Annotated in this window: 15 protein-coding genes and 1 pseudogene; 9 read left to right on the top strand and 7 right to left on the bottom strand. The window is 66.3% G+C overall.

Annotation, left to right across the window (positions count from 1 at the left end; all coding sequences use genetic code 11):
• Positions 1-49: 49 nt before the first annotated feature.
• From mprF to YP76_RS04585, 4 genes and pseudogenes are all read right to left on the bottom strand, one after another.
• Positions 50-2,697 (bottom strand): annotated as a pseudogene (gene mprF, locus YP76_RS29215) (bifunctional lysylphosphatidylglycerol flippase/synthetase MprF).
• Positions 2,694-4,139: an AcvB/VirJ family lysyl-phosphatidylglycerol hydrolase gene (locus tag YP76_RS04595; protein WP_232307443.1), complete on the bottom strand. Its 1,446-nt coding sequence runs from the start codon at positions 4,137-4,139 to the stop codon at positions 2,694-2,696. Before YP76_RS04595 ends, mprF begins: the two are co-directional and overlap by 4 nt.
• An 11-nt stretch (positions 4,140-4,150) precedes the next feature.
• Positions 4,151-4,579, bottom strand: coding sequence for a DUF2147 domain-containing protein (locus YP76_RS04590; RefSeq protein WP_046762360.1), 429 nt, complete (start codon positions 4,577-4,579; stop codon positions 4,151-4,153).
• Between the two features lie 42 nt (positions 4,580-4,621).
• The gene (locus tag YP76_RS04585) at positions 4,622-5,371 is read right to left on the bottom strand and encodes an AcvB/VirJ family lysyl-phosphatidylglycerol hydrolase (protein WP_046762359.1); all 750 of its coding nucleotides are present in this window, start codon (positions 5,369-5,371) and stop codon (positions 4,622-4,624) included.
• Positions 5,372-5,474: 103 nt separating this feature from the next.
• On the opposite strand from YP76_RS04585, the gene YP76_RS04580 reads away from it, so the two are divergent.
• From YP76_RS04580 to YP76_RS04570, 3 genes are read left to right on the top strand one after another with little or no spacing between them, the layout of a single operon-like run.
• A complete protein-coding gene (locus tag YP76_RS04580; protein WP_046762358.1) occupies positions 5,475-6,731 on the top strand; it encodes a glycosyltransferase family 4 protein in 1,257 nt (418 codons plus the stop codon).
• A 7-nt stretch (positions 6,732-6,738) separates the two neighbouring features.
• Complete coding sequence (locus YP76_RS04575) at positions 6,739-7,263, top strand: sigma-70 family RNA polymerase sigma factor (RefSeq protein WP_052757293.1); 525 nt, start codon at positions 6,739-6,741, stop codon at positions 7,261-7,263.
• Entirely contained in the window at positions 7,256-7,975 is a 720-nt protein-coding gene (locus YP76_RS04570) for an anti-sigma factor family protein (protein ID WP_046762357.1), read from the top strand. Before YP76_RS04575 ends, YP76_RS04570 begins: the two co-directional genes overlap by 8 nt.
• Positions 7,976-8,010: 35 nt before the next feature.
• Here the strand turns inward: YP76_RS04570 and YP76_RS04565 are convergent, their stop codons facing one another.
• Positions 8,011-8,604: a nitroreductase family protein gene (locus tag YP76_RS04565; RefSeq protein ID WP_046762356.1), complete on the bottom strand. Its 594-nt coding sequence runs from the start codon at positions 8,602-8,604 to the stop codon at positions 8,011-8,013.
• Between the two features lie 481 nt (positions 8,605-9,085).
• On the opposite strand from YP76_RS04565, the gene YP76_RS04560 reads away from it, so the two are divergent.
• From YP76_RS04560 to YP76_RS04535, 6 genes are all read left to right on the top strand, one after another.
• Positions 9,086-12,430 (top strand): glycosyltransferase, encoded by a 3,345-nt coding sequence (locus YP76_RS04560; protein ID WP_046762355.1) that lies wholly within the window; start codon positions 9,086-9,088, stop codon positions 12,428-12,430.
• 106 nt (positions 12,431-12,536) lie between these two features.
• Positions 12,537-12,815 (top strand): hypothetical protein, encoded by a 279-nt coding sequence (locus YP76_RS04555; protein WP_046762354.1) that lies wholly within the window; start codon positions 12,537-12,539, stop codon positions 12,813-12,815.
• Between the two features lie 73 nt (positions 12,816-12,888).
• A complete protein-coding gene (locus YP76_RS04550; RefSeq protein ID WP_046762353.1) occupies positions 12,889-13,305 on the top strand; it encodes a PDZ domain-containing protein in 417 nt (138 codons plus the stop codon).
• Positions 13,302-14,000: a response regulator transcription factor gene (locus tag YP76_RS04545; protein ID WP_046762352.1), complete on the top strand. Its 699-nt coding sequence runs from the start codon at positions 13,302-13,304 to the stop codon at positions 13,998-14,000. Before YP76_RS04550 ends, YP76_RS04545 begins: the two co-directional genes overlap by 4 nt.
• A gap of 79 nt (positions 14,001-14,079) precedes the next feature.
• Positions 14,080-15,372: a sensor histidine kinase gene (locus YP76_RS04540; protein ID WP_046762632.1), complete on the top strand. Its 1,293-nt coding sequence runs from the start codon at positions 14,080-14,082 to the stop codon at positions 15,370-15,372.
• A gap of 420 nt (positions 15,373-15,792) precedes the next feature.
• Positions 15,793-16,782 carry a LacI family DNA-binding transcriptional regulator gene (locus YP76_RS04535; RefSeq protein WP_046762351.1) on the top strand — a complete coding sequence of 330 codons (990 nt, stop codon included), beginning with the start codon at positions 15,793-15,795 and terminating at the stop codon, positions 16,780-16,782.
• Between the two features lie 107 nt (positions 16,783-16,889).
• Here the strand turns inward: YP76_RS04535 and YP76_RS04530 are convergent, their stop codons facing one another.
• Together YP76_RS04530 and YP76_RS04525 are read right to left on the bottom strand one after the other, a co-directional pair.
• Complete coding sequence (locus tag YP76_RS04530) at positions 16,890-17,747, bottom strand: SMP-30/gluconolactonase/LRE family protein (RefSeq protein WP_046762350.1); 858 nt, start codon at positions 17,745-17,747, stop codon at positions 16,890-16,892.
• Between the two features lie 9 nt (positions 17,748-17,756).
• Positions 17,757-18,854, bottom strand: coding sequence for an aldose epimerase family protein (locus tag YP76_RS04525; RefSeq protein WP_046762349.1), 1,098 nt, complete (start codon positions 18,852-18,854; stop codon positions 17,757-17,759).
• Positions 18,855-18,923 lie beyond the last annotated feature (69 nt).

Raw genomic sequence — 18,923 nt, 5'->3', positions numbered from 1 at the left:
TGGCTGGGTTTGGCCATGGGCTGACATGGCCATTGCCGTCACGCCCCCATCAACATACCGAAGCCGGGGCAAACGCAACCTCATCCAGGACCGAAACCGACACGGGTAGCGACGCCACTCTGCGCCGCCGCGTCTTCGCAGCCGCGCTTCCCGGTCCGCCACCCACCAGCTTTTGCAGGTCGATCATCGCGCGCGACATCGAAATCCCTCGCGGCCCGGCAATGAAGCGCGGTTCCCAGCGCGGCGCATATTTGTCCTTATAGGCGCGCAGCCCTTCAAATCCGTAGAAACTCTCGCCATGGCGGAAGAAAAAGGCCCCTGCCTTGGCCCAGAGCGGTGAGAGCCGCCGGGCCTCAATCCCCGACAATGGCGCGAGGCCCAGGGTGAACCAGTCATAGCCCTGTTCGCGGCCCCATTGCATCAGGCGGATGAACAGGAAATCCATCGTGCCATAGGGCATTTCCGCCATATGGCGCATCAGGTCGACCGACAGTTCGCGGCGGTTGGCCGTCGCCCAGATATTGGCGAAGGCGACGATCCGCCCTTCCTGTCGCACGATGGCGCAATCGCAGGTCGCCATATAGGCCGGGTCGAAACGACCGACGCTGAAGGCCTTTTCGCCATGCCCCTTGGCGGCGAGCCATTCGTCGGAGATGCATTTCAGCTCCTCCATCAGCAACGGCACCCTGCCCGCCGGCACGATCTCGAACGTGGCGCCTTCTCGCATCGCGCGGCGCTCCGCATAGCGCAGCGGCTTGGCATCCGGCCCATCCAGCGTGAAATGATGCAGGTCGACGCGCGCCTCCTCGCCATATTTGACGATGGCGAAACCCAGGTCGATCGCCAGCGGCAACGCATCGAGACTGAGTTGATACAGCAGCAGCCGCCCTTGCTCGGCGTCCGCCATTTCGCGCAATTGCCACAGCAGGTCGGGCCATTCCGCCCGATCCCCGACGGGATCGCCCATCACGATCCAACTATGGCCCTGCACCTGATACATGACGAAGGCCCGCCCGGTGTCGGAGGTGAGGAACAGCTTGTCCCCGGTGGTCGCCAGAAAGGCGTCGGTCCGTTCGGCCAATGCCAGGGCATCGCCGCTGGCGGTGACGGATGGCCGGTCGGCCGGACGCGGCGCCGTGGCCGGACGGAACATGCGCCAGAAGGCGGCACCGACCGCCAGCACCGCGCTCGCCAATCCCGCGCGCAGGAAGCGGGCGGCATTGGCATGCGGGCCGAAATGCCACCACATGTCATTCTGATAATCGACATGCTTATAGGCGAAGAAGCCGATCCAGATCGACAGCCCGACCGCGACCGCCAACGTGGCTATCCAGGCCGGGGTCAGCGCCTCGGCGGTGAAGCTGGTGCGGCGGTAGAAGGCCCCACGCGTCCATTGCAGCAGCGCGGCGATGATGAGCAGCGCGCTCGCCTCCTCATAGTCGAGGCCCTTGATGAGCGAGAAGAGCGCACCCGCCAGCAACAGGCTGCGCGTCATCCAGAAGGCTGCGTCCAGCCGGCGGTAAAGGCCGGATGCCAGCAGGATCAGCAGCGTGCCGATGATGCTCGCGGCGAAATGCGACGCCTCGATAAAGGTCAGCGGCAGCCAGCCGGTGACGATGAACATGCGATGCTGGATCGCGGGCAGGGCGCCCGAAATCAGTAGGATCACCCCGCCCACCGCCACCAGCAGCGACAGCATGACCGGCGCCATGCCCGACGCGGCGGCTTGCGCCCGTCCAGCACGCGGCTGACCGGATGGCGCCAGCTATTCCCCTCATGCAGGGCAATGGCGATCACGCCCAGCAGCAGCGGAATGAGATAATAGATCAGCCGGTAGGCGATCAGCGCGGCCAGCAAAGCGGGACGATCGACATCGGGCAGGGCGGCGACGATCACCGCCTCGAATATGCCAAGGCCACCGGGGACATGACTGACCAGCGTGACGATGATCGCCAGCGCATAGGCCAGGAACAGGGTGGGATAGAGGGCGGGTGCAATACCGGGCACCAGGACGAACAACGCGGCGCTGGCAGCGGCCAGATCGATGCAGGCGACGCCGATCTGGGCCAGCGCCTGCCCCCGCGTCGGCAGCGCCAGCGTCCAGCCGAACAGGCGCGGCGTGCCACCCTGCTTTCCCGCCGCAACCAGCCCTGCGATCGCCGCCAGCAGGATCGCGACGCCTGCCAACCGCTGCAACGCCGGGTCCAGCGTCATCCCCATCAGCGCGATGTCCGCCGGATGGACCGCCATCAACAACCCGGCCAGCATGAACACCCCGCCCCAGAAGGACAATCCGGCCGAGGCGATGATGCGCGCGATGTCCCCGCCCTCCAGCCCGGCGGCGGTATAGATGCGGTAGCGCGCCGACCCGCCGGTGAGCAGCGACAGCCCCAGATTATGGCTGAGCGTGTAACTGCAAAAGGAGGCCAGCGCCGCCGTCCGCCAGGGCAAGGGCCGCCCGACGATGCGCAAGGCGACATAATCGTAGAATGTCAGCGCGACATAGCTCGCCGTCGTCAGCGCCAGCGCCGCACCCAACCGCCAGCCCGCGATCATGTGCACCGCATGGCGGATATCCTTCAGCCGCACCTCCGCCAGCAAGCCGTGCAAGGCGACCAGCCCCAATGCCGCCACGACCAGCATGATACCAAGGGTCAGCGGCGCCCGGTACGCCCGGATGCGATCCATCAGGATCATATCCTCAACCCCTTGAGCATATGGTTCACCAGCAAGGGGGCATTGCGGTCGAAATGATGGCCGCCCGGCACCACCACCGTCTCCGCCAGGCCCTGGGGAATGGACGGACAGGCGCTGTCATTCTCCAGCGTTCCCCTGACGCACAGGATCGGCACCCCGCGCAGCCGCGCGATCGCGGGAACGGTCGGATATTGCGGGCTGCCGTCCATGTTGAACCAGCTCGACAGATGGAACTGGAAATCGGCCGACGAACTGAGGCCGAGCAATGACAACCGCTCCACCTTCGCGCGCAGCGGCGGGGGCAGGCTGCCGACGATATAGGGCAGCACGTCCGCGCCGAAACTATATCCGATGAGCAACACCCGTGGCCGGCGCCAGTGCTGCGAATAGCCACGGATGATGGCGGACAGGTCGACGGCGGCGCCCTGCGGCGTGCGCCGGCTCCAGAAATAGGAGAGGCTGTCCATGCCGACGACCGGAATCCCGGCATGGGCGAGTTGCCCCGCCACATCCTTGTCCAGCCCCACCCAGCCACCGTCGCCCGAATAGATGACCGCCATCATGTCGCTATGCGGGGCGGCCGGATCGGTGACGACCGTGACCGGCAGGCCGACCGGCAGCGCGGCATCGGCGCTGACCGGCGGCGGCGCGAGGAAGGGTTGGATCTGTCCCAGCAGCGCCGCATCCCGCTGCCCGGCCGCCGCCGTGACCAGCCGCCCGCTGCCCGTGCGGCCGACGAAGCGCCGCAAGGCCGCCGGGCGCATCGGGTGCCGCCCGCTGTCGGTGAGCACGATCCAGGGCGAGGGAAGCTGGCGGCTGGGTGCGAAGGCGAAGCCCCGATAGGGGCGGCCATAGCCCGTGAGCTTCAGGCTGCCCGACTTGCACCACGGCCGCGCGCCGTTCAGCACCGGGGCGAAACCCTGCGACAACACCGCCTTGTAGGCGCCGTTCGGGCCGGTGGCGAGCGCGGCATAGGCCAGCGCCGCTCCCTCGCCCCGGCCGATCAGGACCGGCTTGCTGTACATCGGCAGCTTCCAGCGATGCTGGAGGTCGCGGGCCAGGTCGATGATCCCGTAATTGGGATTGACGCACCGCCTGGAGGCTTGCAGCGCCCTCAGGAATATCGGGGTGGAAATGCCCGCCACCATGGCCCCGCGCGCGGCGAGGCGGCGGGCGAAGTCACCACTCCCCCGATCCCAGCCGCGGCTGTCGGACAGCGCCAGCACCACACCGGTCGGCAGGCCCGCGGGACGATAGACCGCGATATGCCCCATGGGCGGCAAGTCGTAGCCGCTCTCGCCCACCATGCCGCCGATTGCGGCGGGCACCGCATCGGGTTCCGCCCGCGCCGGGTTCATGGCGTTCAACGCCGACAGCAACACGCCCGCCCCGGCCAGCAGGCCCGGGATCAGCCACAAACGCGCGCGACGAAGCCGTTTCATGATTGCCTCCGTCAGCCCGCCGGCACCCGGTCGATCCGGGTCCATAATTGCGACTTGCAGATCAGGCCGCCCAATATGCAGCCCTTGACCCGCATCTGTTCGGGCGAAAGCTGGCTGATCTGCGAACTGAAGCGGCGCCCCATGTCGGGGACGAAGACGGTGCCGCGCCACTGCCCCTTGCCGTCGGCGCGATAATCCTCCAGCAATTCGGTGCCGACCAGCCGCATCGTGCCGCCGTCGCGCGCATCCGACTGCGCCTCGCGATCGGCCCAGACGACCCAGCCGCACAGCCGGTCGCCGCAGGGGCCGGTGCGCACCGCGACATTGTTGTGGGGACCAAGCCACAGCCCCTCGGGCTGTCCGGCCGGGACCTTCGCCGCCAGTGCGGGCGTCGCGCAGGCCAGACATACGCTGACGACCAAAAGCCTCCCCAACCCCATAGGACAATCCCTCCGGAAACGATCATCCCCTTCTAGTCCCGTCTACATTGCGGGCCGCTCTGCATATCCTGAACTTTTGGCAATGTTCGCCGCGCGCAACACGGTGGCGGCGACCAGCGCCGAATCGTCATGCAGGAAATGACCGCCCGGCAGGCCCACCACCTGAACATTGCGCTGGCGCCAGCCCCGGCACAGGCTGCCGCTTTCCTCCACCCCATGGATACACAGCACCGGCGCCCAGTCGAGCCGCCGCGCGGCGGGCCGGGCCGGGCCGTCATCGGTGAAGTCGAACACGCCGCCCGGCGTCGCACGGAACAACATGGTATCGGCAGGTACGATCAGCGCGACCATCGCGACCCGGGACCGCAATTCCGGCGGCAATCCCTCCACGCCCGCCAGCAGCATGTTCGCGCCGAAGGACTGGCCGACCAGCACCAGCCGCCGTGCACCCGGCTCAGCCAGCGCGCGCTGGACCGCCCGCTCCACCAGCGCGCCGGTTTCGGCCGATGTGCGGCGCCGGGCGAAGGCGCTCAGGGAATTGACCCCCACCACCGGCAGGCCGCCCTGGGCCATATGTCCCGCTATGACCGGTCCCATGCCTGCGTTGAATCCCATGTCGCCGGACAGGAAGATCGCGACCATGCCGTCGCGATTCGCGGCAGGTGTCGGGACGAGCGTGAACAGCGGACCGTCCGGATAGCCCAGATGCCGGCAATAGACCGCCGCGCCCGCCAGCAGCGCGACGATCGCCGCCAGCGTCAGGCCCCATTTGCGGCGTCGGGAAATCGGCATGCGCACCGCCTCGGTTGCTTGATCACGGCCCGACGTTACCGGCTTTTTCCTGAACGCCAAGCTAAGGAGGGAATAAGGAACGGTCGGGCCACGTACAGACGTCATGAACGACGAAGCCGACCTTCCTGACTCAGCCCAGCGCCTGCCCCTCTCTCGTGCCACCCTGCATGCGGCCCTGCGCCGTCCGCTGCGGGTCGCGCTGTTTTCGGGCAATTATGATTGCGTGCGCGACGGTGCCAACCAGGCGCTGAACCGGCTCGTGGCCTATCTGCTGGACAAGGTGCGGGCAGAGGTGCGCATTTATTCCCCCACCGCGCCGCGCAAGGCGTTCGAGTCGGTAGGCGATATCCGCTCCGTCCGCTCGATCAGCATTCCGGGACGCCCGGAATATCGCGTGGCGCTGGGCTTCCCGCGCGCCACCCAGCAGGATTTCGACGGCTTCGCACCCGACATCGTTCATCTCTCCGCCCCCGACCTGCTCGGGCGGCAGGCCCAGAAATATGCGCTGGCACGGGGCATTCCCATAGTGGCGAGCCTGCATACGCGCTTCGAAACCTATCTCGATTATTATCGCCTGTCCTTCCTGCGCGGACCGGTCGACCGCTATCTCGACCGCTTCTACGGCGATTGTGCCTCCATCCTCTGCCCCACCCTGCCGATCGCGCGGGAGATGGGCGAACGGTTCGGGACGGATCGCACTGCCATATGGGGGCGCGGCATCGATCCCGCATGTTTCCGGCCGGGCTTGCGCGATCCGGCCTTGCGCACCCAGCTGGGCTATACGGCAGAGGACATGGTGCCGCTCTTCTTCGGACGTCTGGTGCTGGAAAAGGGGCTGGGCGTCTTTGCCGAAGCCGTCGAAGCGGTACGCGCGCAGGGACTGGCGGTGCGCCCGCTGATCATCGGCGAAGGGCCGGCACGCAACTGGCTGGCGCAGCGGCTGCCCAACGCCACCTTCATGGGCCATCTGACGGGCGCGGCACTGGGCCGCGCGGTCGCCAGTGCCGACATGCTGATCAACCCGTCGGTCACGGAGGCCTTCGGCAATGTCAATCTGGAGGCGATGGCATCTGGCCTTGCCGTCATTTCCGCCGATGTGCCCAGCGCATCCGCCCTGATCGAGGATGGCCGCACCGGCCTGCTGGTGCCGGCCAGGAATGCCGCGGCCTATGCGGCGGCGGCGGCCGCGCTGATCCGCCAGCCCCACCGCCGTGCGATCCTGGGAGCGGCCGCGGCAGAGACGGCGGCGCGCCATCGATGGGACGACGTGCTGGAGGACGTGGTGCGCAGCTACGCCCACGTCCTGCGCATCCCCTTTCCCGCAATTTCCCTTGTCACGGCCCAGGCACAGGCCGCATGAGACACCCATGATGGACGAAGGCCCGGACATCAGGGACGATCTGGCCGCGATGCGGCGCTACGCCCGCTCGCTGACCCGTGACGACCCGGACGCCGACGATGTCGTGCAGGATGCATTGCTGCGCGCCATAGAGCGGCAGGAAACCTATCAACAGGGCCGCAACCGCCGCCGCTGGCTGCTGGCGATCGTCCACAATGTCTTCTTTTCCGCAAAGCGGCGCGAAGCATCGGAATCCCGGCGCAACAGCCGCTTTGCCGAAACCCTGATCGACCAGTTGGAGCCGGGGCAGGAGGAACATGCCCGCCTGGCCGAGATTGCGCGGCAATTCGCCGCCCTGCCCGAACATCATCGCGCCGTGCTGCACCTGACCGCGATCGAAGGATTGAGCTACCAGCAGGCGGCCGAAACCCTGGCCGTGCCGATCGGCACGGTGATGTCGCGCCTGTCGCGGGCCAGGGCAGCGTTGCGGGAGAGGGAACAGGGGCAGCAGGGGGCGGCCAGCCTCCGGCTGATAGGAGGAAGTGATGACTGACCGTCCGACCGATGTGGAAATCGACGCCTATATCGACGGCGAACTGGATGTGGAACGCCGCTTCGTGGTCGAAACCCATCTTTCGCGGCGGCCGGCGCTCGCGGCACGGGTCATGGGCGATCTCAGCACGCGCAGCGCGCTCCGCCTGCTGACCCATGACCGGCGGCGGATTCCAGGCGACATGATGGCAAAGGCGGAGCGGCTGGTGCCCGCGCAAAGAAGCCGCTGGCGCCGGCTGATGCCCGCCGGGCTTGTGACCGGCGGCCTGGCCGCGGGCATTGCGGCCTGGGTCGTCGGCATCGACCGCCCGCCCGCTTATGTCAGCTATGCGGTGGCATCGCACCGGATCGCGATGATGCGCGCCGACATGAACTCGCAGATCGAAACCCCCAAGTTCGACGCCCGGGAAATCGCGCTCAACACCCGCATCGCCATGCCGACGCTGCCGGACGATTGGCATGTCACCGACGTGCAGTTGTTTCCGACCGACAAGGAGCCCGCGCTGCTGATGGCGGTCCGCACGGACGAGGGGCGCAGGATGACGATCTTCGCCGTGCATGAGAAGACCCATGCGCCCGAGGAGCCGGATGCCGTGCGTGAGGGTGCGCAGTCGGTCGCCTATTGGCGGCGCGGCGACATGTCCTATGCGCTGACCGGCGATCAGGAACCGCGGACGATGGACGCCACCGCAGAGGAACTGGCGCGGATCTGACGGGCGGGACCATAGGGCGCCCGCCCGGCGGACTTTCAGCCGCTGAAATTGCCCGCGAAGGCAAAATCGGCAATATCCTTGCGACCGCTGGGCATTTCACGCGCCTGAAGCGTTTCGGGCAAGATCGATTTGTCGGCGATGCGGCCGATCGCGACGGCCGCCTCGATGCGGTAACGATCCGGCACGGCCAGTTCCACCCGTGCCTTGTCGAAATCCACGCCGCTCATGCCATGGCTGTGATAGCCGAGCCGCGTCGCCTGCAACGCCATCAGGGCCCAGGCGGCGCCCGCATCGAAACTGTGGCTGTGCGAGGGTTTGAAATCGTCCGATCCAGGGGCGGCCATCAGCGTGTCGGACAGCACGAAGAGCAACACCGAAGCATTCTGCGCCCAGCTCTGGTTGAAGGGCAGCAGCACGTCCAGGAAGCGGTTCCAGTCCGCGCCGTCGCGATGGGCGTAAAGGAACCGCCAGGGCTGATAATTGAACGCCGAGGGCGCCCAGCGCGCGGCGTCGAAGATCGTGTCCAGATCCTCCTGCGGGATCGACGAGGAATCGAAGGCGCGCGGCGACCAGCGTTCCAGAAAGAGCGGATCGACGGCGCGCGTAACCGCACGGGCAGCAACTGACATAGAATCTCCCAAAGACTGGTGAAGGGCGGCACGCCCCCTGCAAGGCGGTTGCGATATTGGAGGACGCAAGGGCGACCGCAAGGCCGCCCGGCTATTTCAGCTCAATTCGTAGGAGGCCTTCGTCGGCGCCTTGTCCCTGGGCGGCGCCACCGCATCGGGTCCGCGGTCCAGGAGGATACGATCCGGTTCGCGCAGCAGCTCACGCTTCATGGCGTCGCTTAACCGTCCCCAATGCCGACCGATCGCCGCGCGCCACATCCTCTTTTCTCCCCTGCCGAATCGAGACGGCTCTTATCTATTATGGCGGTAGAGAATTTTCGCTCAAGCTTTGCTGAAGAGCGGGTGAGAAAAGCTTGTCCCAAAAAGGGCACGCAGCGCCGTTTCCGATCATGACCAATAATTCATGAACGGATCATCGGCCCGGCACCCGCCACGGCGTAAAGGCAAGCCGATTACAGGGGTAGCAGGCAAGCCGCACGTCATGAGCAGACCGATTTTCTTCGATCCCACCGGCCGCCGGGGGCTTTGGGCGCGGCGCATATTGGCGGGCGGTTTGCTCGCCATATTGCTGGCCGCCATCGCCTTCGCCACGACGTTGGTCGCAGTGCCGACGGAACGCGATCTCGCGCTTCCGCTGCCCCAGCCCCATGCCGCGCGCCTGTCGGGTATTTCGACCCTGCGCCGCGACATCGCCAAATGGCTACCGCACTGGGGAAAGACCCATGGACAGGCCAAGCCGCTCAACATCGGCTTCTATGTACCGGGGACCGAAAACAGCATCGCCTCGCTGCGGCGCCATGTCGGCCAGCTCGACTGGGTGGTTCCGGCGCTCGTCAATGTGGCCGGTCCCGCCCAGCCCATCCATTATGCCAGCGATCCGGTGTTCGACCGGATGATCGCCGCCATGCCGCGCCCGCCCAAGGTGCTGCCCATGGTCCAGAATCTGGGAACGGAAAGCTGGAACGGCGCGGGCGCGGCACGGGTACTCCGCGACCCTGTCGCATCCCGCGCGCTCGCCCAGCAACTTGCTGCCTATGTCGCCCGCCGTCATGAGGCGGGACTGGTCATGGACTTCGAATCCCTGCCCGGCAGCGCCATGCCCACCTATCTGCACTTCCTCCACCTGCTGCGCGCGCAACTGCCCGCGGGCGCCAAGCTGGCCGTCACCGTGCCGGTGGACGAGGAAGGATGGCCGCTCGCCCGGTTCGCGGATGTCACCGACCGGGTGATCCTGATGGCCTATGACCAGCATTGGCAGAGCGGCCAACCCGGTCCGATCGCCGCGCAGGACTGGTTCACGCGGCAAGTGAAGACCGCGCTGCGCGACATCGGCGCCGACCATATCGTCGTCGCCCTCGGCAGCTATGCCTATGACTGGCATGGAACCGGCGACGGTGGGACCGCCGACGCGCTGTCGCTGGACGAAGCCTGGCTCGCCGCGCATGACAGCGATGCGCCCCCCATCTACGACATGGCCAGCGGCAATGCCGGCTTCGCCTATGACGAGGCGGGGCAGCGCCACCAGATCTGGATGCTGGATGCCGCCGCCACCTGGAACGAGTTGCTGGTGCTCAAGCGCCTTGGCATCCAGAGCATGGCCCTGTGGCGGCTCGGCAGCGAGGACCCCGGTGTATGGGCCGATCTCACCGCCTGGCGCAATGGCGGTCGCCCCAATCTCAGCCGCATGGCGAGCACGCTCAACACCGACGTCGAGGGGGCGGGTGAAATATTGCGGATCACCGCCACCCCGACCGAGGGCAGGCGCACCATCGTCTTCGGCCCGCAGAACAGCATAGAGCGGGAAAGCTACGGCACCCTGCCGACCCCCTATCAGGTGCAACGCACCGGCGGCCAGCATCCCAAGATGCTTGCCCTGACCTTCGACGATGGGCCGGACCCGACATGGACGCCGAAAATCCTCAAGGTGCTGGAACGGATGCATGCCCCTGCGACCTTCTTCGTGATCGGGGAAAATGCGCTGGAACATCCCGGCCTGCTCCAGCGGATCGTCGCGGACGGGGATGAGATCGGCAACCATACCTACGACCATCCCAATCTCGCCACCTGGTCGGACGACGCGACGCGCCTGCAACTCAATGCGACGCAACGGCTGGTACAGGCCTATACCGGCCATGGCATGCGCCTGTTCCGTGCGCCCTATTTCGGAGATGCGGAGCCGACCACGGCGGACGAACTCGGGCCGGCGCTGGCGGCACAGAGATTGGGCTATACCGTCGTCGGCCTGCACGTCGACCCCAATGACTGGCAACGCCCCGGCACCGACGCCATCGTCTCCCAGGTGATGGACCAGGTGCATGACGTGTCCGACGATCGGTCGGAGAACATCATCCTGCTGCACGATGGCGGCGGCGACCGGGCGCAGACGGTGGAGGCCCTGCCGCGCATCATCACGCAGTTGCGGGCCGAAGGCTACAGCTTCGTGCCGGTATCGCAACTTGCCGGGCTGCCCCGACAGGCCGCCATGCCGCCGGTCAAGTCCAGCGACCTGCTGGCGGTGCGGGTCGATGTCGGCGTATTCGTGGTGCTGGCCGTGCTTTCCGCGCTGCTTGGATGGATCTTCTACCTCGCCATTTCGCTGGGCCTCGCCCGCGCGGTGCTGATGACCTTGCTCGCCTGGTTCCAGGAACGGCGCGAACGGATCGTGCCGCCGGAGCATCAGCCGACCGTCTCCGTCATCATCCCCGCCTATAATGAAGCGCGGGTGATCGAGGCGTCGGTACGCCGCGTGCTGGCGAGCGACTATCCCGCGCTGCAACTGATCGTCGCGGATGACGGGTCGAAGGACGAAACCAGCGCGATAGTCGAGCGCGCCTTTGCCGACGACCCACGCGTCACGCTGCTGACGCTCCAGAACGGCGGCAAGGCGGCCGCGCTCAACCGCGCACTGGCGCAGGCCCATGGCGAGATCGTGATCGCGCTGGATGCCGACACCCAGTTCGAACCGCAGACGATCCGCCGCCTCGCCCGCTGGTTCGCGGACCCCGCCATCGGCGCGGTCGCGGGCGATGCGCGCGTGGGCAACCGGGTCAATCTCGTCACCCGCTGGCAGGCGGTCGAATATATCACGGCGCAGAATCTGGAGCGCCGCGCGCTGGCCGGGTTCGATGCCATGACGGTCGTGCCGGGTGCGGTCGGCGCCTGGCGGCGGGCGGCGCTGGACGCGGTGGGCGGCTATCCCGAAAATACGCTGGCGGAGGATCAGGACCTCACCATCGCCATCCAGCGCGCGGGCTGGCGTGTCACCTACGATCCCGAGGCCGTCGCCTGGACCGAAGCGCCCGAAAGCTTCAAGGCACTCGCCAAGCAGCGCTATCGCTGGGCCTTCGGCACATTGCAATGCCTGTGGAAGCATCGCCGTATCCTGCGTGAGCGGCGTCCCACCGGCCTTGCCCTGGTCGGCATGCCGCAGGCCTGGCTGTTCCAGATCCTGTTCGCGGCGATCTCCCCACTGATCGACTTCGCGCTGATCACCTCGATCGTCGGCACCATCGTGCGCGTACACCAGCATGGCTGGGCACAGACCAGCAACGATGTGTGGATGATGGGCCTCTACTGGCTGGCCTTCACCGGCATCGACATTGCCTGCGGCTGGGTCGCCTACAGGCTCGACGATCGCGACATAGGCTATCCACCGCACCTGCTGGTGGCGCAGCGCTTCGTCTATCGCCAGATCATGTATTGGGTGGTGGTGCGCGCCATCGCCTCTGCCATTGGCGGCTGGGTCGTGGGTTGGGGCAAGCTGGAACGCAGCGGCCGGGTCGCCGTGGCGGCCCAGGACAAGCCGCTTATTCCGTCCGGGGCATGAACAAAGCTTAACATGACTTGGCCCCCGATGCGCATCATCCTTTCTGCGGCGACGGAAAGACCGGCAATCCCGGCTTTCCGCCACCGGAAAGTGAAGGAGATGATCCATGAAATATCTGATCTTCCCTCTCGTCGCCCTGGGTTGGGGCACCGCCGCCATGGCGCAGCCCGCACCCAGCGCGCCCAAATCCTACCCGCCCTGTTCCAAGAGCGTGACGGACGAATGCATGGGCTCGTCGCACGGCACGGGCCATCACGCCGCCATGCGGCCCCATCACAAGATGGCCGCGCATCACCACCGGATGGCGGCGCGCCACCGGCCCCATCACATGGGCCATGCCGCCCATCACGGGATGAAGGCCAGGCCCGAACCGAAACCCTCCTGAAACCGACCCGGCCGGGAAAGGATGGGCTCCCGACATCCTTTCCCGGCACGTGATGCGCGGGGGAGTGAGACCGATGGCGAAGCGCTCGATCGACAATCATGCGACCGGCCTGCTGCTGGCCGGCCTCGCCCTGTGCGCACTGTTGATGAGCCTTGCCTTCTTCCTGCATCTGCGCCGCGCCACCGACGGCCATCTGGAGGCGGCCGCGGCCAAGGCCCGCTCGCTCCCCGGCGTGACCCTGATGGACGGGATGGCGGCGGGCGGACGTCCCGGCGTCATCGTCACCAGCATGGAATCCGACGGCCAGGCCGCGCGGCTGGGCATCAGCGTCGGTGACGGGGTGGTCAGCCTCAACGGCACACCGATCAGTTCACTGGATCAGGCCAGCGCCTATCTGTTACACCATCCCCAGCCGAAAATTGCGCTGGGGCTGAGACATGCGGATCGGATGCGCGTGGTGATGCTGGACCGGCCGGAAGGGGGACGATGAGCCACAAGATATTGGTGGTGGAGGATGATGCGGCCACCGCCGCCTATGTCGCCAAGGGCATGGGCGAGGCAGGCTTCACCGTCGATCAGGCGGATAACGGCCGCGACGGCCTGTTCCTGGCGAGCGACGGCAGCTATGGCGCGATCATCCTCGACCGGATGATGCCCGCCATGGACGGCATGGCGATGCTGAAGGCCCTGCGCGCGGCGGGGATAGAAACGCCGGTCATCATCCTGTCCGCCCTCGGCACGCCGGAGGACCGGGTGGAGGGGCTGACCAACGGCGCCGACGATTATCTGGTGAAGCCGTTCGCCTTTGCCGAACTGCTGGCCCGCGTGCAGTTGCTGCTGCGCCGGAGCGGCGGAGGCAGCGCGGTCGTCACCCATCTGCGCCATGAGGATCTGGAGATGGACCTGCTCTCCCGCCGGGTGAAGCGGGGCAACCGGACCATCGACCTGCAACCGCGCGAATTCCGCCTGCTCGAATTCTTCCTGCGCCATCCCGACCAGGTGGTGACGCGCACCATGCTGCTCGAAGGCGTGTGGGATTATCATTTCGATCCCGGCACGAACGTCATCGACGTCCATGTCAGCCGCCTGCGCCGCAAACTGGACGAAGGTGGCGAAGCGGGCGGCTCCAAGCCCCTGCTGCATACCGTGCGGGGCATGGGATATCGGCTTGGCCCGGACAATTGAGGGATTGCGCCGCTGGTTCGGCTTTGCCCGCTCGACCATCGGGCGTTTCGTCGGCCTCGCCTTTCTCTGCCAATTCCTGGTGACAGGCGGCGTATTACTCTTCGTCCAACAGGCAAGTCAGCGCACCGTCGTCGCCGCCGACCAGCAGGCGGTGGAGGATGCGCGCGACGACCTGCTCGCTCTTTATCGCAGCGGCGGCAAGGCGGCGCTGCGGACGGAGATCGCCCGCCGTTTCCGCAGTATCGAGGGGGAGCGCGCGGTCCTGCTCCTCACCGATGCGCAAGGACGCCCGATCAGCGGCAATCTGGGCGCCTGGCCGGCCAGCCTGCCCGCCGATGGACACTGGCGGATCATGTCGCTCTACCGCATCGGCCGGGAGGAGCCGGAGCCGATCGGCGTGATCGCCCTTCGGCTCAAAGGGGGCGAATTGTTGCTGACCGGCATGGTCATTTCGAACAGCCTGCAACTTGCGCGCATCTATGAAGAGGCGTTGAGCGTCGCCTTCGTCATCAGCCTGGTGCTGGCGCTGGGCATCGCCATCATGCTGGGCCGCATCCTGGCACGGCAGGTGTCGGATATTGCACGGACCGCCAATGAGGTCGCGGTGGGCGCACTCGACCGGCGGGTGCCGACCGATGGCAGCGGGGATGCGTTCGACCGGTTAGGGACATCGATCAACGCCATGCTGGAGCGGATCGATGCGCTGGTGACGCAGCTCCGGATGATGACCGACGGGCTGGCGCACGACCTTAAATCGCCGGTGACGCGACTGATCTCCGTCGTCGAACAGGCCAGCGCCCAGACGCGCGATGACACCGCGCTCGATGCGCTGGAAAAGGTGCATCACGAGGCGCAGACACTGCGCTCCATGTTGACCACGGCGCTGCTCATCAGCCGGACCGAGGCGGGGTTCGGCGGCGATCAGCGACGCGACACCAATGTCGGCGACCTGCTGCGCGACGTGGGAGAGGTCTATGGCCCGCTGATCGAGGATAGCGGTTTCGCCCTCAGCATTTCCGCGCCGGAATCGCTGATCTTCCCCTTGCACCGCGAACTGGTGAGCCAGTCGCTCGCCAATCTCATCGAGAATGCACTTTATTATGCGGAAGGCGGCGACAGCATCGATCTCAGCGCCGCGCTGGAGGACGGCCATCTGCTGATCTGCGTCGCGGACAACGGCCCCGGCATTGCGGAGGAGAGCCATCATGCCGCGCTCAAGCGCTTCGGCCGGCTCGATCCGGCGCGCGGCAAGCCCGGATCGGGACTGGGCCTGTCTCTGGTGGAGGCGGTGGCGCGGCTGCACCATGGCACCGTGACACTCGCGGACAACGGCCCCGGCCTGCGGGTCCTGCTGATCTTGCGGCGCCCCTGATAGCGGAACCGCGGTTGCTTTCATGACCGCCTGGACTTGGCCCTGGCGACGCGATCGGCACGGCAGCTTCCGGCTCGGTTGACCGGGCCATGAACATATGAGGGCGCAGGCGGAAAAGCGCATCCCGGACGACGGCCTGAAGCGTGCAGTTCATCCGACCGCCGCCCGGGAAGACAATCGTTGCCTTGTCTGGAGAGCATGACAACGTTGTCTTTTCGGACTAGCTCTTTGCCGCCGCCGGATCAAGGGCCTTTCCATGCTGCCGACCACGGATTTTTCATGACAACCAACAATGCTTACGAAGCCGACATGACCGAGCGGCGTTGGCCGGGACAGGAAACGGGTAAACCTGGTTTCCTCAGGCCGCCGTCCATGGCAAGACCCGCGGATGAGTGCCGCCATTCCCCCTTGCCTCCGCTGATGCCCAGCATCCATGACGTCGCCGCCATGGCAGGCGTGTCGATCAAGACCGTATCGCGCGTGGTCAACAAGGCGCCCAATGTCAGCGCGGAATTGCGCGAACGGGTGACAGCGGCGATCCGTCAGCTCGGATACCGGCCCAACCAATCGGCGCGGCGGCTGGCGGGCGGCCGGTCCTTCATGATCGCCTTCCTCTACAACAATCCGGCCCCATCCTATAATGGCGGCATCCAGTCCGGCGCAGCGAACCGGTGCCGGGATCTGGGCTATCATCTGGTGGTCGAACCCATGCCGCTGGCGGGCGAAGATCGGTTCGCCATTCTCGATCGTCTGGTCGCGGCATTGCGGCCCGATGGCGTTTTCCTGGTACCGCCCCTGTCGGACGATGCCCGATTGCTTCAACGTCTGTCCGAACTGAAACTGCCCTGCGCCCGCATCGCCGGTTCGGTGATGGCGGAAAGTTTCAACATACCCACACCCGAGCGCGCAGCCGGACGGATGGTCGCGGATCATCTGATCGGCCTTGGCCATTGCCGGATCGGCGTCATCACGCCACCCGCCAGCCACAAGGCGGCCATGCAGCGTGTCGAGGGCTTTCGCGACGGCCTCCTCGCTGCGGGACTGCCGATCGACGACGCCTTGTTCATGGAAGGCGCGTTCGATTTCGAATCGGGCATTCGAGCGGGCGAGCGATTATTGGCTGAGGTCCGGCGACCGACCGCGATCTTCGCTACGAATGACGACATGGCCTTGGGCGCGCTGACCGTCGCGCACCGCCTGAAATTATCCGTGCCCGAGGATCTGTCGGTGGTCGGCTTCGACGACACCCCCGCCGGCCTTACCGCCTGGCCGCCGCTTACTACCGTCAGCCAGCCGCTGGAGGCGATGGGCAGCGCGGTCATCGACGCACTGGCGGGCAGTTCCGCCGACTCGCCGCAATTCACCTTCCGGCTGATCCAGCGCGGCAGTTCAGGGCCAGCCGCCGTTTAAGGAAGAGAGCGGACCGTCTACTTTACGATTTCCATTCGCCATGAGCAGGGGCCGGGCCAGGTCGAAGACCTGTGTCGAAGGGGCTGCGCTGGTCCTTGCCCAGAAGCCTAACCGGCAAACTGGCAGGTCGGCAGACCCTGCACCCCAGGGAAGAGCTCGAACAACGCCCCGTCATATTCGCTTTCCGGCAGGCCGACCGCCGCCGAACTGACGAACATCCGGTCCAGCGTCTCGCCGGCAAAACAGATGTTCGTCACCTGCCTTGCGGGCAGGGTGATCGACCGGTCGAGCATCCCGTCCGGCGTGAAGCGGCTGACCCGCCCGCCGCCCCAATGCGCGACCCACAAATGCCCCTCCGCATCCACGGTCATGCCGTCGGGATAGCCATCCTCTTCGGCGAAGCGAATGAAGGGCTGGCGATCCGAAAGGCCGCCGTCAGCCTTCCGGGCGAACCGGTACATGACCCGCCTGGCCGTATCGCTATGGTAGAGCCAGCGGCCGCAAGGCGAAAAGGCCGGTCCATTGGGCACGCGATAACCGCTGTCCATCAGTTCCCAGCGTCCGTCGGGATCGAACCGGTAGAGCGCGCCCACATCCTGCTCTTCGGCCATGTCCATGGTGCCGCACCAGATGGCGCCGCTGGCATCGGCCTTGCCGTCGTTCATCCGGCTGCCCGGCAGGTGCGGTTCGGGATCGCCCAGGGGCGTGATCACCAGCGGATCGAGCGCGATCCGGGCAAACCCGTCCTGGAAACCCCCGATGAAGCCCCCCTCCGCCCGCTCCGCCACCCAGCCGAGCGGTGCGGGCATGGTCCAACGCTGCATGGCACCATCATCGAGCGACAAGCGGTTGAGCGCCGGCGCCAGAATGTCGGTCCAGTAGACCGCATTCTCGCGCGCCGACCATAGCGTCCCTTCGCCCAGCATATCGCGCCACTCGCGCTCGATCTTGCGCCATTCGGCCATCGAAATGCCTCAGCGCCTGACCGACAGACGGTAGATCATCTGATGATGATAGGGCTTGCCGGGGTCGACCCGCGCCGAGAGGAATTTGGGCTGGTTGGGCGAATCGGGGAATTTCTGCGGCTCCAGCGCAATGCCGTCACCCATGCGATAGAGATGTCCCTGCTTGCCCGTCAGCGTGCCGTCGAGGAAATTGCCGGTATAGAATTGCACACCGGGCTCCGTGGTCAGCACTTCCAGCACGCGGCCGGAATCGGGATCTTCAAGGCGCGCCGCCAGTTCGGGAGCCTTGGTCGCCCCCTTGTCGAGCGCGAAATTATGGTCGTAGCCGCGCCCCGCGACGATCTGCGCGTCGCGGCCGTCGCGAATGCCGTCCGCCACGCGGCGGGGCGCGCGGAAATCGAACACGCTTCCCTCCACCGGCTTCAATTCGCCGGTCGGGATCAGATTGACGTCGACCGGCGTGAAGGCCCTGGCCGGGATCGTCAGCATATGCCCCAATGCGCCGCCTGCCGACCCTTCGCCCGCCAAATCGAAGATGGCATGGTTGGTCATGTTGACGATGGTCGGCTTGCTGGTCTTCGCGTCGAAGGCGATGCCCAGATTGCCTGCTTCGTCCAGCGTGTAGGTGACGGTGGTGTCGAGCTGGCCGGGATAGCCCGAATCGCCATCGGGGCTGCTATGGGACAGGACCAGAGTGGCGGTCGGCCCGCTTTTCAACGAAACGACCTTCCAGACCTGCTTGTCGAAGCCCTTGCCGCCGCCATGCAGCGAGTTGACCTTGTCGTTGAGCGGCAGCCGATAGTTTTTGCCGTCCAGCGTGAATTTGCCCCCGGCAATACGGTTGGCATAGCGGCCCACGGTCACGCCGAAATAATTGGGGTGATCGACATAGCCGGCCAGATCGTCATAGCCCAGCAGCACATCGGCCGCTTTTCCGTTGCGGTCCGGCCCGATCAGCTTCTGCAATGTCGCGCCATAAGTCAGGATCGTGGCCGACACCCCCGCCCCATTTTTGAGCGTGATCGCCTCGATCGCCGTGCCGTCGGTGAGCGTCCCTGCGGGAGAGCGGCTGGCCTCCGCGGCGGATGCGGCGCTGCTTGCCATCATGAGGACGGCACCGTATGACAAGGCGCCATATGACAACGCTGCCAGGACTGATCTGTTCATAAAGGCCTT

It is taken from the genome of Sphingobium chungbukense, assembly GCF_001005725.1.
Classification (GTDB): Bacteria; Pseudomonadota; Alphaproteobacteria; order Sphingomonadales; family Sphingomonadaceae; genus Sphingobium; species Sphingobium chungbukense.
The sequence above is the reverse complement of the archived record's forward strand: the minus strand, read 5'-3'. Positions and strand labels throughout refer to the sequence as shown.